This is a genomic window from Pseudomonas sp. Lb2C2 (assembly GCF_052112205.1).
GTDB classification, from domain to species: Bacteria; Pseudomonadota; Gammaproteobacteria; order Pseudomonadales; family Pseudomonadaceae; genus Aquipseudomonas; species Aquipseudomonas kilonensis.
In genome coordinates this window covers 256,934-270,811 of record NZ_JAUTYW010000006.1, presented here as the reverse complement: position 1 = coordinate 270,811, position 13,878 = coordinate 256,934, and the positions used below count along the sequence as shown (strand labels likewise).

Here is a 13,878-nt window from a genome sequence, read left to right as displayed (position 1 = left end):
CGGGGGTAACAGGGTTTTGAATCCGATTCAGTGCCAGCGGCGGAAAATCAGCGAGGTGTTGACCCCACCAAAGGCGAAGTTGTTGTTCATCACGTATTCGTTGCTCATCGACCTGAACTCGTTACGCAGGTAATCGAGCTTGCCGCATTGGGGATCAACCTCATCGAGGTTGAAGGTGTGCACGTAGAGGTCGCGGTTCATCATTTCGATGCTGAACCAGGACTCCAGCGCCCCGCAGGCACCCAGGGTGTGGCCGAGGAAACTCTTCTGTGAGCTGATGGGCATGTGTTCGCCGAACAGGCTGCTGGTGGCCAGGGTTTCGGCAATGTCGCCCTGTTCGGTGGCGGTGCCGTGGCCGTTGACGTAGCCGATGGCCGAGGGTTCGAGGCCGGCATCTTCCAGGGCCAGTTCCATGGCCCGGCGCATGGTGAGCAGTTCGGGGCGGGTGGCGTGCTGGCCGTCGGCGTTGCTGCCAAAGCCGACGATCTCGGCATGGATCCGTGCGCCACGGGCCAGGGCGTGTTCCAGTTCTTCAAGCACGAGCATGCCGGCGCCTTCACCGATCACCAAACCGTCGCGGTCCTTGTCGTAGGGGCGCGGGCTGGTTTGCGGCGCATCGTTTTTCAGGCTGGTGGCGTAGAGCGCATCGAAGACCATCGCTTCGGTCGGGCACAGTTCTTCAGCGCCACCGGCGAGCATCAACGGCAGGCGCCCGAACTTGATGGCTTCGTAGGCGTAGCCGATGCCATGGCTGCCGCTGGTGCAGGCGCTGGAGGTGGGGATCAGGCGTCCGGTCAGGCCGAAGAAGATGCTGATGTTGGCCGCCGTGGTGTGGGGCATCATCCGCACGTAGGAGTTGGCGTTCAGCCCTTCGGCCACGCTGTTGAGCAGCATGTTGCCAAAGGCCTTGATCTCGTCGGTGCTGCCGGTGGACGAACCGCAGGACACGCCCATGCGCCCGTCCTTGATCGACTCGTCGCCCAGCAGGCCGGCGTCGGCCAGGGCCTGTTCCGCCGCGCCCACCGCCAGGCGCGAAACGCGGCCCATGCTGCGCAGTTGCTTGCGGGTCCAGTGGGCCGGGACCTGGAAGTCGTCGATGGGGCCGGCCAGGCGGGTGTTCAGTTCGGTGAAACGGTCCCACTCATCCATGCGCCGGATGCCGCTGCGGTTGGCGGCGAAGTTGGCGGCGATGGTCTCCCAGTCGCTGCCTATGGAGGTGATGCCGGCCATGCCGGTGACGACGACGCGCTTCATCAGCACAAGCCTCCGTTGACGGCCAGGACCTGCCGGGTGATGTAGCCGGCTTCGGCAGACATCAGGAAATTCACCGCACCCGCCACTTCTTCCGCGGTGCCCATGCGTTGGGCGGGGATCATTTTCATCAGTTCTTCCACGGGTACGTTTTCATCGAGCATGGCAGTGTCGATCAAGCCTGGCGCGACGCAATTGACGGTGATCTTGCGCTTGCCCAGCTCGATTGCCAACGCCTTGGCCGCGCCGATCAAACCGGCCTTCGAGGCGCTGTAGTTGACCTGGCCGCGATTGCCGATCAGCCCGGAAACCGAGGTGATGCAGACGATCCGCCCGGCGGCGCGACGACGGATCATCGGCATCATCACCGGATGCAGCACGTTGTAGAAACCGTCGAGGTTGGTGCGCATCACCACATCCCAGTCGTCTTCGCTCAGGGCCGGGAAAGCACCATCGCGGGTCAGGCCGGCGTTGAGCACCACGCCGTAATAGGCACCGTGGGTTTCGACGTCGGCTTCGAGGATGGCCTTGCACGCGGCACGGTCGGCCACGTCGAATTGCAGCACCCGGGCGTTGCGGCCCAGGGCCTGGATTTGCGCCTGGACCGTCTCGGCCTCGGCGCGGCCACTGCGGCAGTGCAGCACGATGTCGTGCCCGGCCTGGGCCAGGCGCAGGGCGATGGCGCGGCCGATGCCACGGCTGGAGCCGGTGACCAGTACGGATTCAGTCATGACGGGTTTCCTGTTGCGGACGGTTCATGAAGGTAATGGGCGGCCTGGGGCGGACGGAATACGTTGAGCCGGGCCGTGGCATGAATGCCGGGGGCGTGGATGTGGCATTCGAACACGCCCATGCCGTTGTCGTCTTCCAGGGAGCGCACGCCGTGGATGGTCAGCTCGACGCCGGCTGGAAAACACTCGACGTTGCATTCGAACTTGCGGGTGCCGAGCAAAAAGCCCAGGGCCACGGCATCACCCCGTTGGCGTGCATGGCAACCGGCAAAGGCGGCGACGCTTTGGGCCATCAGCTCGATGCCGACCCAGGCCGGCAGCGCGCCATCGTCGCGGCTGAACAAACCGCCGGGCTTGACGGTGGCGTGGGTATGGATCTGTTCGTCATCGAACGACAGGATCCGGTCGATGAGGATCATGTCGCCGGCATGGGGCAGCAGTTCGGCGAGCGGCCAGTCAATCATGGGGCGTCTCCGATAATCAGGCTGACGTTGTTGCCGCCGAATGCAAATGAATTGCTCATCAGGCGACGCGGGGTGGCCGGGTTCAGGTGGGTGCCGGCGGTGACCCAGTCCAGCGCCGGCAGGGCCGGATCGGCCTGGCCGTCCCAGACATGCGGCGGCAGGGCCAGGGCGATATTCTCTGCGCTCAGGGCCAGCCAGCAGAACGCCGCTTCCAGTGCCCCGGCCGCGCCGAGGGTATGGCCGGTCATGGGCTTGGTGGACGAGCAGGGCACGCCCGCCGGAAACAGCCCGGCCACCGCCTGGCTTTCCATGGCGTCGTTGTGTTGCGTGGCGGTGCCGTGCAGGTTCAGGTAGTCGATCTGGCTGGCCTCGAGGCCGGCGCAACGCAGGGCTTTTTCCATGGCCTGGCGGGCGCCGCGACCGCTGGGTTCAGGTGCGGAAATATGGTGGGCATCGGAACTGGCACCGTCGCCGAGCAAGGCAATCGATGTTCCTTCGCCCGGCGTCTTGCTCATGAGGAACAGCACGGCTGCTTCGCCAATGTTGATGCCGCTGCGGTTCACCGAAAACGGATTGCAGCGTTCGTTCGACACCGCTTCCAGTGCGGAAAAACCGTTGAGGGTCAGTTTGCACAGGCTGTCCACGCCACCGCACAGCACGGCGTCGCACAGGCCCAGGTCCAGCAGGCGCCGGGCGCTCATCAAGGCGCGGGCGCTGGAGGTGCAGGCCGTGGAAATCACGTAGGAGGGGCCGCTCAGGCCGAGCCAGTCGGAAAGAAAGTTGGCCGGCGCGCTGAGTTCCTGTTGCTGGTAGTCGTAGCCGTCGGGGAAGTGTTGCTCGCGCAGGTAATGGGCAATGCCCTGGCTGGCCTCATCGATCCCCGAAGTGCTGGTGCCCAACACGATACCGATGCGGGCGCGACCGTAGGCCTGGATGGCCTGGTCGATCTCGGCGCGAATCTGCAGCCCGGCTTCCAACAGCAGTTGATTGTTGCGGCTGCGGTGCGCCAACAGGGTTGGGGGAATGGGGGCGAGTTCACCCGGCACCGCGTCAACCGGCAACGCACGTTCGGCGACCCAGCCGTCCTTGATACGCACGCCCGAGCAGTCGCCGGCAAACAGGTTGCGCGCGACGGTGTGCTTGTCGCGGCCCAGGGCACAGATCACCCCGAGGGCATTCAAATAGGCGGTCATGGGGCGTTCTCGGTCAACGGTGTGATGCGGTAGCGGGGGCCTTGGGGCAGGCTCATTTCAAAATCCAGCGGCTGCGTGTAGCGCACCTGCCAGCGACTATCGAGGGTCCGTTGCGACGCCTGTTGCCGAGCGGCCGGGTAGTTGCCGGGCAGTTCGGCTTCGGGGGTCAGGGCGAACAACAGCGCGGCGAACAACTCCCGGGCCTCGGCATTGGGCGGCAGCAGACCGTCGGCTTGCCACTGGCCTGCAACCAGGCGCTGGCGGGCCACGGGAATGCCCAGCGGGTCCATCATCGACCAACGGATGCCGGCGTCTTCGCGCTGGATCACCAGCAGCCAATCCTGGCGTTGGCCGGCCAATGTCCGTTCTATGTGCAGTTGCATCGGCAAGGCCAGGGTTGGTGTGCGCTCGGGCAGTGGCGCATGGCTGGCGCAGGCACTGAGCAGCAACAGGCAGCCGATAAGCAGGGCACGAATCATCCGATGGCCCCTTCGACGGGCTTGCGCGCCACCACATTGACCAGGGTTTCCTCTCGCTCGCCGAACGGTTTGGCCCGGCGCAGGCCAAAACGCTCCAGCAAGCCGAAGTCCTTGGCGCGGCTCCACCACAGATACGGATAGGACACGTTGCAGGCTTCGAACTGGAAACCCTGCCCGCGGATCATCTCCAGGTATTGCGCGGCACTTTTCTGCACGTGCATGGGATGCCGGAACAGCCAGCGAATCACCCAGGTGTCGATATAGGCTTCGGTGGATTCGGCGAACATCAAATAACCGCCGGGCTTGAGTACGCGGTAGAACTCGGCGAGGGCGTTTTCCTGTTCCACCAAGTGATGGAACGTCTGGTGGCAGAACAGCAGGTCGACGCTGGCATCGGGCACAGCCAATGTCGCGCAGTCGCTGCCAATCAGCTCCACGGTCATGCCCTGGCGCGTGGCCTCCTCCCGGCTCAGGTCCAGGCTGTGGGGGTCGGCATCCACGCCGATCAGGTGGTGTGGCGCGAACACCTGGCGCAGGTACTGGAATGATTTGCCCTGGCCGCAGCCGGCGTCCAGCAGCACCGGGTTGCTCGGCAGCGGGGTGCTGAACAGGCTGCGCAGGTCGTTGATCGCCACGCGCAACACATGGTGCTGCCAGGTGTGGCTGCGCAGGAACCAGAAACCGAAGCGGGTTTCTTCGACGTAGTTGTCGCTCAGGTAGCTCATGGTTGCTGACTCATGGCGTCGGGCTCGCGCAGATTTCCGAGAGCATGCGCAGGCGCCGCTTGGGTTCGCTGACAAACGGATTGCGCTGATCCCAGGCGTAGCCGGCCAGGATCGAGCTGATCATGCGGCGGATGTCGTCCGAGCCTTCGGTGTAGAAAATCACGTCCTGGAAGGTGCCGGCGTACCAGCCCTCGACATAGCAGCGGAAGGTGTCGACGCCGCGCTTGAGCGGCACGGCAAACTCGCTTTGCCAATCCACGGGTTCACCTTGCAACTGACGGTGGAGCACGTCGGCGGCCATGCTCGCCGAGCGCATGGCAATGGTCACGCCGGAGGAGAACACCGGGTCGAGGAATTCCGCAGCGTTGCCCAGCAGGGCGAAGCCTTGGCCGTGCAGGGTCTTGACGTTGGCCGAGTAGCCGCCGATGGTCCGCGCCGGGGTGTCCCACACGGCGTTCTGCAGCACGCCGGCCAGGCTTGGGGTTTCATCGATGAAACCGCGCAGGCAGGCATCGAGGTCGTCGGTGCGGCCGGCGAAATGTTCCGCCGCTGCAACTACACCCACCGAGCAGCGCCCGTCGCTGAATGGAATGGTCCAGAACCACACGTCGCGTTTGCTCGGGTGGGTGGTGATGAGGATCTTGTCCCGATCAAAAGCCGAGGCGTCGATGCGATCTTCGATGTGCGTGAACACCGCCTGGCGCACCGGGAAATTCGACGGCGCCTCAAGGTCCAGCAGGCGCGGCAGGACTCGGCCATAGCCGCTGGCATCGAGCACGAAATCGGCTTCGACGCAGTACTCGCTGCCGTCTTCGCGCTGCACGCCCAGTTGTGGTTTGGCGAGAGTGAAATCGGCGTTGGTGATTGCTTGGCCGTAGCGGATCTCCACGCCTTGCAGGGCGGCCTGGTCGGCCAGCAACTTGTCGAAGTCGGCGCGTTGCACCTGGAAGGTCGTGGGCTTGCCGTTGCTGAAGGTGTCGCCGAAATCGAAGGCACTGTAGCGCTCGCCCCAGGCAAACGCGGCGCCGTTCTTGCGCTGGAACCCGGCGGCATTCACCGCGTCGAGCATGCCGGCTTCTTCGACGAAATCCAGGCAATGGGACAGCAGGCTCTCACCGATGGAGAACCGGGGGAAATGCTGGCGCTCGATGACCAGCACATCGTGGCCCTTGCGCTTGAGCAGCGCGGCGGCGATGGCGCCGGAAGGGCCTGCGCCGATGATGACGACCTGTCGACGTTCCGTTTCAACTGTTGGCACGGGAGCTCCTGGCCGGGACGGCAAGCGAGGGGATACGGTGGAAACCGGCCACGGCCGGCAGCAATGTGGCGATCAGCCCCATCAGCATCAGCGTGAAATACAACGCCGGGCTGATGAGTTGTTGTTGCAAGAGCAGGTTGAGGAAGACGATTTCACTCAAGCCGCGAATGTTCAGCAGGACACTTTCGCGCCAGCGACTGGCGCCGGCGAATGATGCGGTGGCCCACCCCAGTCCCAGCCAGTTGCCCAGCAGTTTGCTGGCAATGGGCAACAGCAGCAACGCGGCCAATTGCACCCAGTCGAGGCTGTTCATGGCGCTGTGGACGTCGATCTGCACAATGCCGAACGTGAGGATCAGCGGGATCGCCAGGTACGTCTGTAAATCCTGCATCCAGGCAGCATTGAGCGGCAGCCTCAAGGGTACTTTGAGCGCGGCCATGCACAGCAGATAGCCGATGCCGACGATCAGTGCATTGAGCCGGTAGTGTTCGGCCACCACCAGCAAGGCAAAAAACACACCGCTGTACAGCAACGGCTGGCGCAGGCCAAACAGGCGCAACAGCAGCGGCACGCAGGCGCCGATTAACGGCAGCAACAGGCTGCCCAGGTGGAGGCTGCCCTGGGCCAGGCCGAACAGGCTCCAGCAGGCCAGGTCGATCAGGATCGCCGTTTGCACCAGTCGCCGGGTGGCGGCGGGCGGGTAATCGATGTGACGCAGGTACAGATACAGCACCGGGATCGCCGTGATCGCAAACAGCAGTCCCACCGCCAGGGAGCTGATCCAGGGCTGGGGCGGCAGCAGCCAGAACGCTGTCGCCAGACCGCAGGCGAACGGAACGACGAAGCTTGGCAGGGCGATTTTCACGCTCTGGTGGTCCAGGCGCAGGTCGATCACGTCGCTGAGGATGTGCCCCAGCAACAGCGCAAACGCGAAGCTGTAGAGGTTCTTCAGCCACACTGGCGACACCAGTTGCGCGCCGCTGAGCTGCCAGTCCGGCTCGATCCAGAAATACATCAGCAGCGGCAGGCCGAACGTCGCCAGCAACAACTGGCTGACAATCGGGATCAACCCGAAGCGACGGCCTATGTGGGTCGCGACTGCGAATAGCCCCAGGGCCATGAGCCAGAACAGTAGGATCATCATGGGGCGGGCTCCGCGACCGCTGCCGCGTGGGCCTGATGTCCGACCCACGGCGCCAGTATGAAGCTGAAGGCCAGCCCCAGGCTTACTGCCAGGCCGAAGTTGCTCACCGCCGGGGTGCTGGACAGCGCCAGCAGGCCGAACGACAGCCAGGTGGTGACCGCCGCCAGCAACGTGCCCAGCAGGCTCACGGCGGCACCGCCGATCTGCTCGCGCATCAGGATCGCGTAATCGACACCGATGGCCGTCACCAGCAACAGGCCGAACAGGCTGAACAAGGTCAATGGCTGCCCCAGCCAGCCGAGGCTCGCCAGGCTGCACAGCGCGGCCAGCAGCGGCAGGGCCACGATGCGCAAGGCGCCGCCGACGCCAAACGGCCAGACCAGCACCAGCACAATCAACACGCAGGAGGCCAGTTTCAACTCGGCGGCGCTGACCTGCGTGGCGGCGAAGACCCGGTTCAGGTCGCCCAGGCGATCCACCAGTTGTACGCCCGGCAAATCCACCGCCTGAACCCGCCGCAGCGCCGCATCGTTCAACCCTTGCAAGCTGACCACCGCCGCGACGCCTTGCGCTGTTGGTCCGAGCCAGAGTGTGCGATACGGCTCGGCCAACGGACCTGCCAGCGCGGCGTCAATGTCGGTCACCGGCAGGGCCTGTAGTTGCGCCAGCTCCGCTTGCAGCGCGGCGACCGGCACGCCCAGGTCCAGCAGCGGTTGCCAGAAGCCCGGCAACCGGGCCAGGGCCTCACGTACTTTCTGCTGTTCGGCGGGCGGGCTGACCAGTTGGTTCAGCGACAGGTAGCCCTGGAGTTTTTCCAGGCCGATCAACTGGTCCAGCCGCTCATTGAGGGCGGTCTGGCGCTCCAGCAGTTGTGCCTGGTCGTCGGCGCGGATCAGGAAGAACTGGCTGGTGGGCTGGAAACCGGTGATGCGTGCGATGTCGCGGGCCTCGTCGGTGAGGTGCTGGGGCGTGCCGATCCACTGGCGGATGTCGTTTTTCGTGGTCAGGTGCCAGAGGCCGCCTGCGCAAAAGCTCAGCAGCACCACCAGCAGCACTGGCGTGGGTACCCGCGCCAACAGCGCTTGGCGGGTCTGGAGCAGGCATTCGCACAGCCGCAGCGGCCACTGGGCCGGACGCAAGTCGGCACCCTTGAGCAACGCTGGCAGCAGGCAGACGGCAGTCAAGTAGGCGCCCACCAGCCCGGCGGCGGAAAAGATCGCGATCTGGGTCAGGGCCGGGAACGGCGTCCAGGCCAGGGCCAGGTAGCCGATGCAGGTGGTCGCCAGGCTCAGGCTCAGCCCCGGCAGGGTCAGGCGCAAGGCCGGCCAACTGCGCCATGGCTTTAGGCTCCAGCTCTTGGACAGATAGTGCAACGGGTAGTCCACCGCGACGCCGATCAGGCTGGAACCCAGTACCAGGGTCATCACATGCATGCGCCCGAACAAGGCCACGCAGGCCACCGCGCCGAACAGCATGCCTACCAGCACCGGCACGAACGCCAGCCACACGCGCAGGCGCCGGAAGGCCAGCAACAGCAGCAACAAGATGCCGACGGTCGCGCCTCCGCCGACCCAGGTGATTTCCCGCGACGCCTGTTGCTGGCCGCTGGCGGCGTACAGTAGGCCGCTGGCCGCTAGCAGTTGCCCTTGGGCTTGGGCCGCCTGGTCGCGGCTGTGTTGCAGCAGCTCGGCCACTTGCAGCGGCAGGTTCATGTCGAAGGCGTTGCCTTGGGCGCGGGCCCGCAGCATCACCCAGCTTTTACCGTCGGCATCGGCGACCAACGCACCGCTGCCGATGTCGAATTTTATCGCGCCGCGTTGTGGCTGGCTGTTCTGGATGCGCCCGGTCAGGCCCAGCCAGTCGTCCTGGTTCGGCACCAGGCTGAAGCCGCTGAATGGGTCGAACAGGGCCTGCACCCGCTGTTGGATGAACGCCTCGGGTTGCTCGATCAATTGCTGCCGGTCCGCCGCCGAGAGCATCGCCAGTCGCCCGTCGAGCAATTGCCTGCGCAGCGCCGGCAAGTCGGCCTGCAACGTCCACTGGACCTTGTCGAACAGGCCGCTGGCCTGCCATTGCTCGCCCAGGGTTTGCGCCAGGGTGATGGCTTGCTGGCGATCGGTGTGACCGACCAGCACCAGCACCTCGCGATTGAGCGGCTCCTGCATGCGTTGTTCGGCGATCAGCTCCAGGGCATCGGGCGACGTACCCGGCACCAGCTCCATGAGATTGGCCGACAGCGGCGCGCCGTTACGCCATTGCCAACCGGCGAGCGCGAGCACCGCCAGCAGCAGGATCAGGAACAGCCGGGGCAGCATCCGTTCACTCGGCAAAGTCATGTTGCTCCGCTTCGCTCAAAGGCTGCGTGCTCGTGCTGTCTTGCATGCGCAGCACGGTACTGTCGCCTTGGGTTTCCAGCAGTTCGATGCGCTGTACCAGTTCGCCGCCGTCGATGTTGATCTGGTTGAAAACCTGTTTGAGCAGCACCGAGCGCGGGGTCAGGGTGAGCTTCCATTGTTGTGGCTCACCCGACAGGCTCAGTTCGAAATCCCGCTGCAGACCTGTGCTGTCACCCTGCAATACCGCCAGGAACAGTCGGTTCTGTTCGGCGCCGGCGCTCTTGTTCGGCAACATCTGCCAGGTGCTGCCGTCTCGTCGGGCGATGCCCTGGGTGGTGATGCGGTAGTCCTGTTGCAGCGGGGTTTGCAGCAGCCACAGCAGGCCGTGGTTTTTCGCCAGCACGAAGCGCCCCTTGCTGGTGAGGGGCTGGGGCAGGGCGCGCAGGTGTTTTTCCTGGATGAACTGCCCGTGGATCACCTCCGGGCGGGCCAGTTGGTCGCTCAGTTGTTGCAAGTCGAACGCTTGGGCAGCGGGCGCCAGGCAGCACAGCAACAGCCAGATAACCAGGCGCTTCATGGCAGTTTCCTTTCCACGGCTTGAACAAAGACCCGGGGCGAGGCCAGCAGCATTTCGCGACTGGCGAGGTCCACGGCCACTTGCACCGAACTGGCACGGGTCAAGCGCTCGCCCGTGGCTGCGTCGCTGATCAGGTAATTGATCTTCAGCCGGTTTTCCCACTCCACCAGGCTCGCGCGCACGGTCAGGGCCTGGCCGAACACGGCGCTGCGCACGTAGCGCAGTTGCAGGTCGATGATCGGCCACGCATGGCCGGATTCGAGCATGTCGTTGTAGTTGTGGCCGATCAGGTCGAGCAAGGCACAGCGGGCCACTTCCAGGTATTTGACGTAGTGGCCGTGCCAGACCACGTTCATCGAATCGACATCGAAGAACGGCACCACGATGTGTGTGTCAACGTGCAAAACGCCTTGGCTACGCATGCAGCCTCCAGTGTTGCTCGGCGATGCGTTGCAGGCACAGGCGCAGTTCGCCTTCCAGGGCGCGGTCTTCGATCACAGGGGGGAAATCCTCGGCCAGTTGCTCGTGCATGGCGGCCAGCGCCGGCGGCAGTGGGCGCGCGTCTTCGGCACGGCTGCGCAGCCACACGCCTTGGTTGGCGGCCAGCAAGGTGGCGGCGGCGACTTGTTCGGTCAGCTCCAGTACGCGGATCGCGTCCCGGGCGGCGATGGTGCCCATGCTTACCTTGTCCTGGTTGTGGCACTCGGTGGAGCGCGAGAACACGCTGGCCGGCATGGTGTTTTTCAGGGCTTCGGCGGTCCAGGCACTGGTGCCGATCTGCACGGCCTTGAAGCCATGGTTGAGCATCGCCCGCTCGGCGCTGGCGCCGGACAGGTTGCTGGGCAGGCCATGGTTGTAGCGCTCGTCCACCAGCAGCGCGAGCTGGCGATCCAGCAGGTCGGCGACGTTGGCCACCAGGTTCTTCAGGCTGTCCATGGCGAAGGCGATATGCCCACCGTAGAAATGTCCACCGTGCAGCACGCGCTCGGCTTCGGCGTCGATGATCGGGTTGTCGTTGGCGCTGTTGAGTTCGGTTTCGATGAACGCGCGCAGCCAGCCCAGGCTGTCGGCCAGTACCCCAAGCACATGGGGCGCGCAGCGCAGGGAATAGCGATCCTGCAGGCGATGCAGCGGCGCGGTCGGCGCGTCGATGGCCAGGTCCTTGCGCAGCCATGCGGCGACTTGCATTTGTCCCGGGTGTGGCTTGGCGGCGAACAGGCGTTCGTCGAAGTGTTCCGGGTTGCCTTGCAGGGCGACGACGTTCAGCGCGGTGATGCGGGTCGCCAGTTGCAGCAGGTAGTCGGCGCGGGCGAAGGCCAGGCAGGCCAGGCCGGTCATCACGGCGGTGCCGTTCATCAGCGCCAGGGCTTCCTTGGGCCGCAGCACCAATGGGGCCCAGCCCAGTTCGCGGTGCACATCAGCGGCCAGGCGCCGTTCGCCACGGAACATCACTTCCCGTTCGCCGGACAGCGTGGCGGCGACGTAGGACAGCGGCGTCAGGTCGCCGCTGGCGCCCACCGAGCCTTCTTCCGGGATCAGCGGCAGGATGTCGTGTTCGAGAAAGGCCTGCAGGCGTTCCAGCAGCTCCACCCGCACCCCCGACACGCCGTGGCACAGCGACTGCAAACGCGCCGCCAGCACCGCACGGGTGGCCTGGGCGTCGAGCAGCTTGCCCAGGCCGCAGCCGTGGAACGTGTACAGATGACGCGGCAGGGCCTCGACGTGGTGCAACGGCACGGCCACTACGCAAGAGTCGCCGTAACCGGTGGTCACGCCGTAGATAACGCCTTCCTTGTCCAGCAGGGAATCGAGGAATTGCGCACCCTTGGCGATGCGCTGGCGGAACGCCGGGTCATCCTGCAACTGCGTCGGTGCCTGACGGTTGGCCAGGGCCAGCACATCTTCGATGCGCAAGGGGCGTTCGCCGAAGGTTACCGGCTCAAGAGTGGGCATCGTCATCGGTCTTCCAGAAAGGGTAAAAGTTGAACCACTGTTGGGGGGCCTGGAGGCAGTATTGCGCCAGGCGCTCGGCGTAGCGGCCAGCCCAGTGGGCGATCACTTGCTCGCGGTCGTTGCGTTTCCACACCACGGCATCGGCGAAGGGTTCGAGGGTGACGCGATAGCGTCCCTCGTGCTTGAGGCACATCAGCAGGTTGACCGGGCATTTCAGCAGGCCGGCCAACAGCCAGGGGCCCTGGGGGAATGCGGCCGCAAGCCCCATGAAGTCCACGGTCACGCTGCGCCCGCCGTGCAGCGGTACGCGGTCGCCGGCAATCGCCAGCCACTCGCCGCGCTCCAGGCGCTCGCTCAACTGCAACATGATCACCGGGTCCAGCTCGCTGACCTGGATCAGCCGCAAGTGCGTGGCACCGGCTTCGCCCAGCAGGCGGTTGAACTGCTCGGCGTGCTTGGTGTGCACCAGCACGTTCATGGTGACTTTCTCGCCCAGCTCGGCCAGGGCCCGGCACATCTCCAGATTGCCCAGGTGCGCGCCCACCAGCATTTGCCCGCGGGCATCGCGCAGATGATTGCGCAGCAGCGCCGGGTCGACGATTTCGATCTGGTCGATGCTCAGCTTGCCGTTCCAGACGTCGAGCTTGTCCAGCAGGGAGTCGGCAAAGGCCATGAATTGCCCGAACACCCGCCAGCGGGTCGGGCGCAGCTCGGGACGTGCGCTCCAGTCGGCCAGGCGCTGCTGGTATTGCCAGGCGGCCTGGCGAGCGCTGCGGCCGAAAATGAAGAAGTACAGGACGATGCCGTACAGCACCGGGGTCAGTAAACGCCGACCGAGCACCTTGGCGGCGAGCGCGGTGAGTTTCATCAGCCAGAAACTGCCGCGCTCCTGGCGGTCGGCCCAATGCTGCTTGTCTTCCTGAAGGTTCATGCCCGCCACCGTCGCCAGAGAATCAGGGGAAAGCGCACGAGCATGCCGAAGAACAACCGGGTGTGCATGCTGGAAATCAGCACGTTGTCGTGGAACAGGCGAAAGTGCGAGACCCCGTCCTGGGGGTAATGGACCCGCGTGTGCAGCCAGTGCATCGGCTGATTGCGCCAGGACAGGCGCACGAGGATGTCCGAATCGAAATCCATCCGCTTGCCGATATTGGCCGAGTCGATCAGCGCCAGGGTCGGTGCCAAGGGATAGACCCGAAAGCCGCACATGGAGTCGCGGATTTGCAAGGACAGGCTGTTGATCCAGACCATCACGTGGGTCAGGTAGCGCGCGTACAGGCGACCTTTCGGCACGCTGGCGTCGTAGCGCGGATAACCACAGATCACTGCGTCCGGGTGGGCACGGGATTGCTCGATGAACGTCTTCACGTCGCCAAGATCGTGCTGCCCGTCGGCGTCCACCTGCAAGGCGTGGCTGAAGCCCAGGCGCGCCGCTTCCCGCAAGCCGGTCATCACCGCGCCGCCCTTGCCCTGGTTGACGGCCAGCCTGACCAGATGGACCTGATCGCCCTCGGCCAGCCGATCGAGCACGGCGGCACACGCCGGGCTGCTGGCATCATCCACCAGCACGCAGGGCAGGCCGTTGGCGAGCAACGCCTGGACCACCGCCGGGATGGCGGTTTCGTGGTTGTAGACCGGGATGACGGCGCAGGGGTTATGCATGCGGCATGTCTCGGCGGCCAAGGAGCATTTTGTGGCGAGGGAGCTTGCTCCCGCTCGAGTGCGGAGCACTCGCTCTTGAAAAACCAGGGGCTGCTTCGCAGCCCT

The 13,878-nt window shown here is 65.0% G+C and carries 14 protein-coding genes; all 14 read right to left on the bottom strand.

Annotation, left to right across the window (positions count from 1 at the left end; all coding sequences use genetic code 11):
- Nucleotides 1–27 precede the first annotated feature (27 nt).
- Genes Q7F16_RS19825 through Q7F16_RS19760 form a run of 14 tightly spaced genes read right to left on the bottom strand, consistent with a single transcriptional unit; the run spans nt 28 to nt 13,773 of the window.
- Nucleotides 28–1,254: a beta-ketoacyl-ACP synthase gene (locus tag Q7F16_RS19825; protein ID WP_053185254.1), complete on the bottom strand. Its 1,227-nt coding sequence runs from the start codon at nt 1,252–1,254 to the stop codon at nt 28–30.
- A complete protein-coding gene (gene fabG, locus Q7F16_RS19820; protein ID WP_014336201.1) occupies nt 1,254–1,982 on the bottom strand; it encodes a 3-oxoacyl-ACP reductase FabG in 729 nt (242 codons plus the stop codon). The genes Q7F16_RS19825 and fabG overlap by 1 nt, the downstream gene beginning before the upstream one ends.
- Nucleotides 1,979–2,446 carry an ApeP family dehydratase gene (locus Q7F16_RS19815; RefSeq protein ID WP_014336202.1) on the bottom strand — a complete coding sequence of 156 codons (468 nt, stop codon included), beginning with the start codon at nt 2,444–2,446 and terminating at the stop codon, nt 1,979–1,981. The genes fabG and Q7F16_RS19815 overlap by 4 nt, the downstream gene beginning before the upstream one ends.
- Nucleotides 2,443–3,639 (bottom strand): beta-ketoacyl-[acyl-carrier-protein] synthase family protein, encoded by a 1,197-nt coding sequence (locus tag Q7F16_RS19810; protein ID WP_409556672.1) that lies wholly within the window; start codon nt 3,637–3,639, stop codon nt 2,443–2,445. The genes Q7F16_RS19815 and Q7F16_RS19810 overlap by 4 nt, the downstream gene beginning before the upstream one ends.
- Entirely contained in the window at nt 3,636–4,118 is a 483-nt protein-coding gene (locus tag Q7F16_RS19805; protein ID WP_046065096.1) for a DUF3261 domain-containing protein, read from the bottom strand. The genes Q7F16_RS19810 and Q7F16_RS19805 overlap by 4 nt, the downstream gene beginning before the upstream one ends.
- The gene (locus tag Q7F16_RS19800; protein ID WP_409556673.1) at nt 4,115–4,843 is read right to left on the bottom strand and encodes a class I SAM-dependent methyltransferase; all 729 of its coding nucleotides are present in this window, start codon (nt 4,841–4,843) and stop codon (nt 4,115–4,117) included. The genes Q7F16_RS19805 and Q7F16_RS19800 overlap by 4 nt, the downstream gene beginning before the upstream one ends.
- Before the next feature lie 10 nt (nt 4,844–4,853).
- A complete protein-coding gene (locus Q7F16_RS19795) occupies nt 4,854–6,101 on the bottom strand; it encodes an NAD(P)/FAD-dependent oxidoreductase (protein WP_014336206.1) in 1,248 nt (415 codons plus the stop codon).
- Nucleotides 6,088–7,245: a sodium:proton antiporter gene (locus Q7F16_RS19790; protein ID WP_409556674.1), complete on the bottom strand. Its 1,158-nt coding sequence runs from the start codon at nt 7,243–7,245 to the stop codon at nt 6,088–6,090. The genes Q7F16_RS19795 and Q7F16_RS19790 overlap by 14 nt, the downstream gene beginning before the upstream one ends.
- A complete protein-coding gene (locus tag Q7F16_RS19785) occupies nt 7,242–9,581 on the bottom strand; it encodes an MMPL family transporter (RefSeq protein WP_409556675.1) in 2,340 nt (779 codons plus the stop codon). Before Q7F16_RS19785 ends, Q7F16_RS19790 begins: the two co-directional genes overlap by 4 nt.
- Nucleotides 9,565–10,158 carry a LolA family protein gene (locus Q7F16_RS19780; protein ID WP_014336209.1) on the bottom strand — a complete coding sequence of 198 codons (594 nt, stop codon included), beginning with the start codon at nt 10,156–10,158 and terminating at the stop codon, nt 9,565–9,567. Before Q7F16_RS19780 ends, Q7F16_RS19785 begins: the two co-directional genes overlap by 17 nt.
- Nucleotides 10,155–10,580: an acyl-CoA thioesterase gene (locus Q7F16_RS19775; RefSeq protein WP_014336210.1), complete on the bottom strand. Its 426-nt coding sequence runs from the start codon at nt 10,578–10,580 to the stop codon at nt 10,155–10,157. The genes Q7F16_RS19780 and Q7F16_RS19775 overlap by 4 nt, the downstream gene beginning before the upstream one ends.
- Nucleotides 10,573–12,117, bottom strand: a complete 1,545-nt coding sequence (locus Q7F16_RS19770) for an HAL/PAL/TAL family ammonia-lyase (RefSeq protein WP_046065102.1) — start codon at nt 12,115–12,117, stop codon at nt 10,573–10,575. The genes Q7F16_RS19775 and Q7F16_RS19770 overlap by 8 nt, the downstream gene beginning before the upstream one ends.
- On the bottom strand, nt 12,098–13,042 hold the full coding sequence (locus tag Q7F16_RS19765; protein ID WP_014336212.1) for an LpxL/LpxP family acyltransferase: 945 nt from the start codon (nt 13,040–13,042) through the stop codon (nt 12,098–12,100). The genes Q7F16_RS19770 and Q7F16_RS19765 overlap by 20 nt, the downstream gene beginning before the upstream one ends.
- Nucleotides 13,039–13,773 (bottom strand): glycosyltransferase family 2 protein, encoded by a 735-nt coding sequence (locus tag Q7F16_RS19760; RefSeq protein ID WP_046065103.1) that lies wholly within the window; start codon nt 13,771–13,773, stop codon nt 13,039–13,041. The genes Q7F16_RS19765 and Q7F16_RS19760 overlap by 4 nt, the downstream gene beginning before the upstream one ends.
- Nucleotides 13,774–13,878 lie beyond the last annotated feature (105 nt).

Coding starts and splice junctions, on each gene's coding strand:
- Q7F16_RS19780 (WP_014336209.1), bottom strand. CDS start 10,158: ATGAAGCGCCTGGTTATCTGGCTGTTGCTGTGCTGCCTGGCGCCCGCT.
- Q7F16_RS19800 (WP_409556673.1), bottom strand. CDS start 4,843: ATGAGCTACCTGAGCGACAACTACGTCGAAGAAACCCGCTTCGGTTTC.
- Q7F16_RS19810 (WP_409556672.1), bottom strand. CDS start 3,639: ATGACCGCCTATTTGAATGCCCTCGGGGTGATCTGTGCCCTGGGCCGC.
- Q7F16_RS19805 (WP_046065096.1), bottom strand. CDS start 4,118: ATGATTCGTGCCCTGCTTATCGGCTGCCTGTTGCTGCTCAGTGCCTGC.
- Q7F16_RS19765 (WP_014336212.1), bottom strand. CDS start 13,042: ATGAACCTTCAGGAAGACAAGCAGCATTGGGCCGACCGCCAGGAGCGC.
- Q7F16_RS19825 (WP_053185254.1), bottom strand. CDS start 1,254: ATGAAGCGCGTCGTCGTCACCGGCATGGCCGGCATCACCTCCATAGGC.
- Q7F16_RS19815 (WP_014336202.1), bottom strand. CDS start 2,446: ATGATTGACTGGCCGCTCGCCGAACTGCTGCCCCATGCCGGCGACATG.
- Q7F16_RS19790 (WP_409556674.1), bottom strand. CDS start 7,245: ATGATGATCCTACTGTTCTGGCTCATGGCCCTGGGGCTATTCGCAGTC.
- Q7F16_RS19760 (WP_046065103.1), bottom strand. CDS start 13,773: ATGCATAACCCCTGCGCCGTCATCCCGGTCTACAACCACGAAACCGCC.
- Q7F16_RS19785 (WP_409556675.1), bottom strand. CDS start 9,581: ATGACTTTGCCGAGTGAACGGATGCTGCCCCGGCTGTTCCTGATCCTG.
- fabG (WP_014336201.1), bottom strand. CDS start 1,982: ATGACTGAATCCGTACTGGTCACCGGCTCCAGCCGTGGCATCGGCCGC.
- Q7F16_RS19775 (WP_014336210.1), bottom strand. CDS start 10,580: ATGCGTAGCCAAGGCGTTTTGCACGTTGACACACACATCGTGGTGCCG.
- Q7F16_RS19770 (WP_046065102.1), bottom strand. CDS start 12,117: ATGACGATGCCCACTCTTGAGCCGGTAACCTTCGGCGAACGCCCCTTG.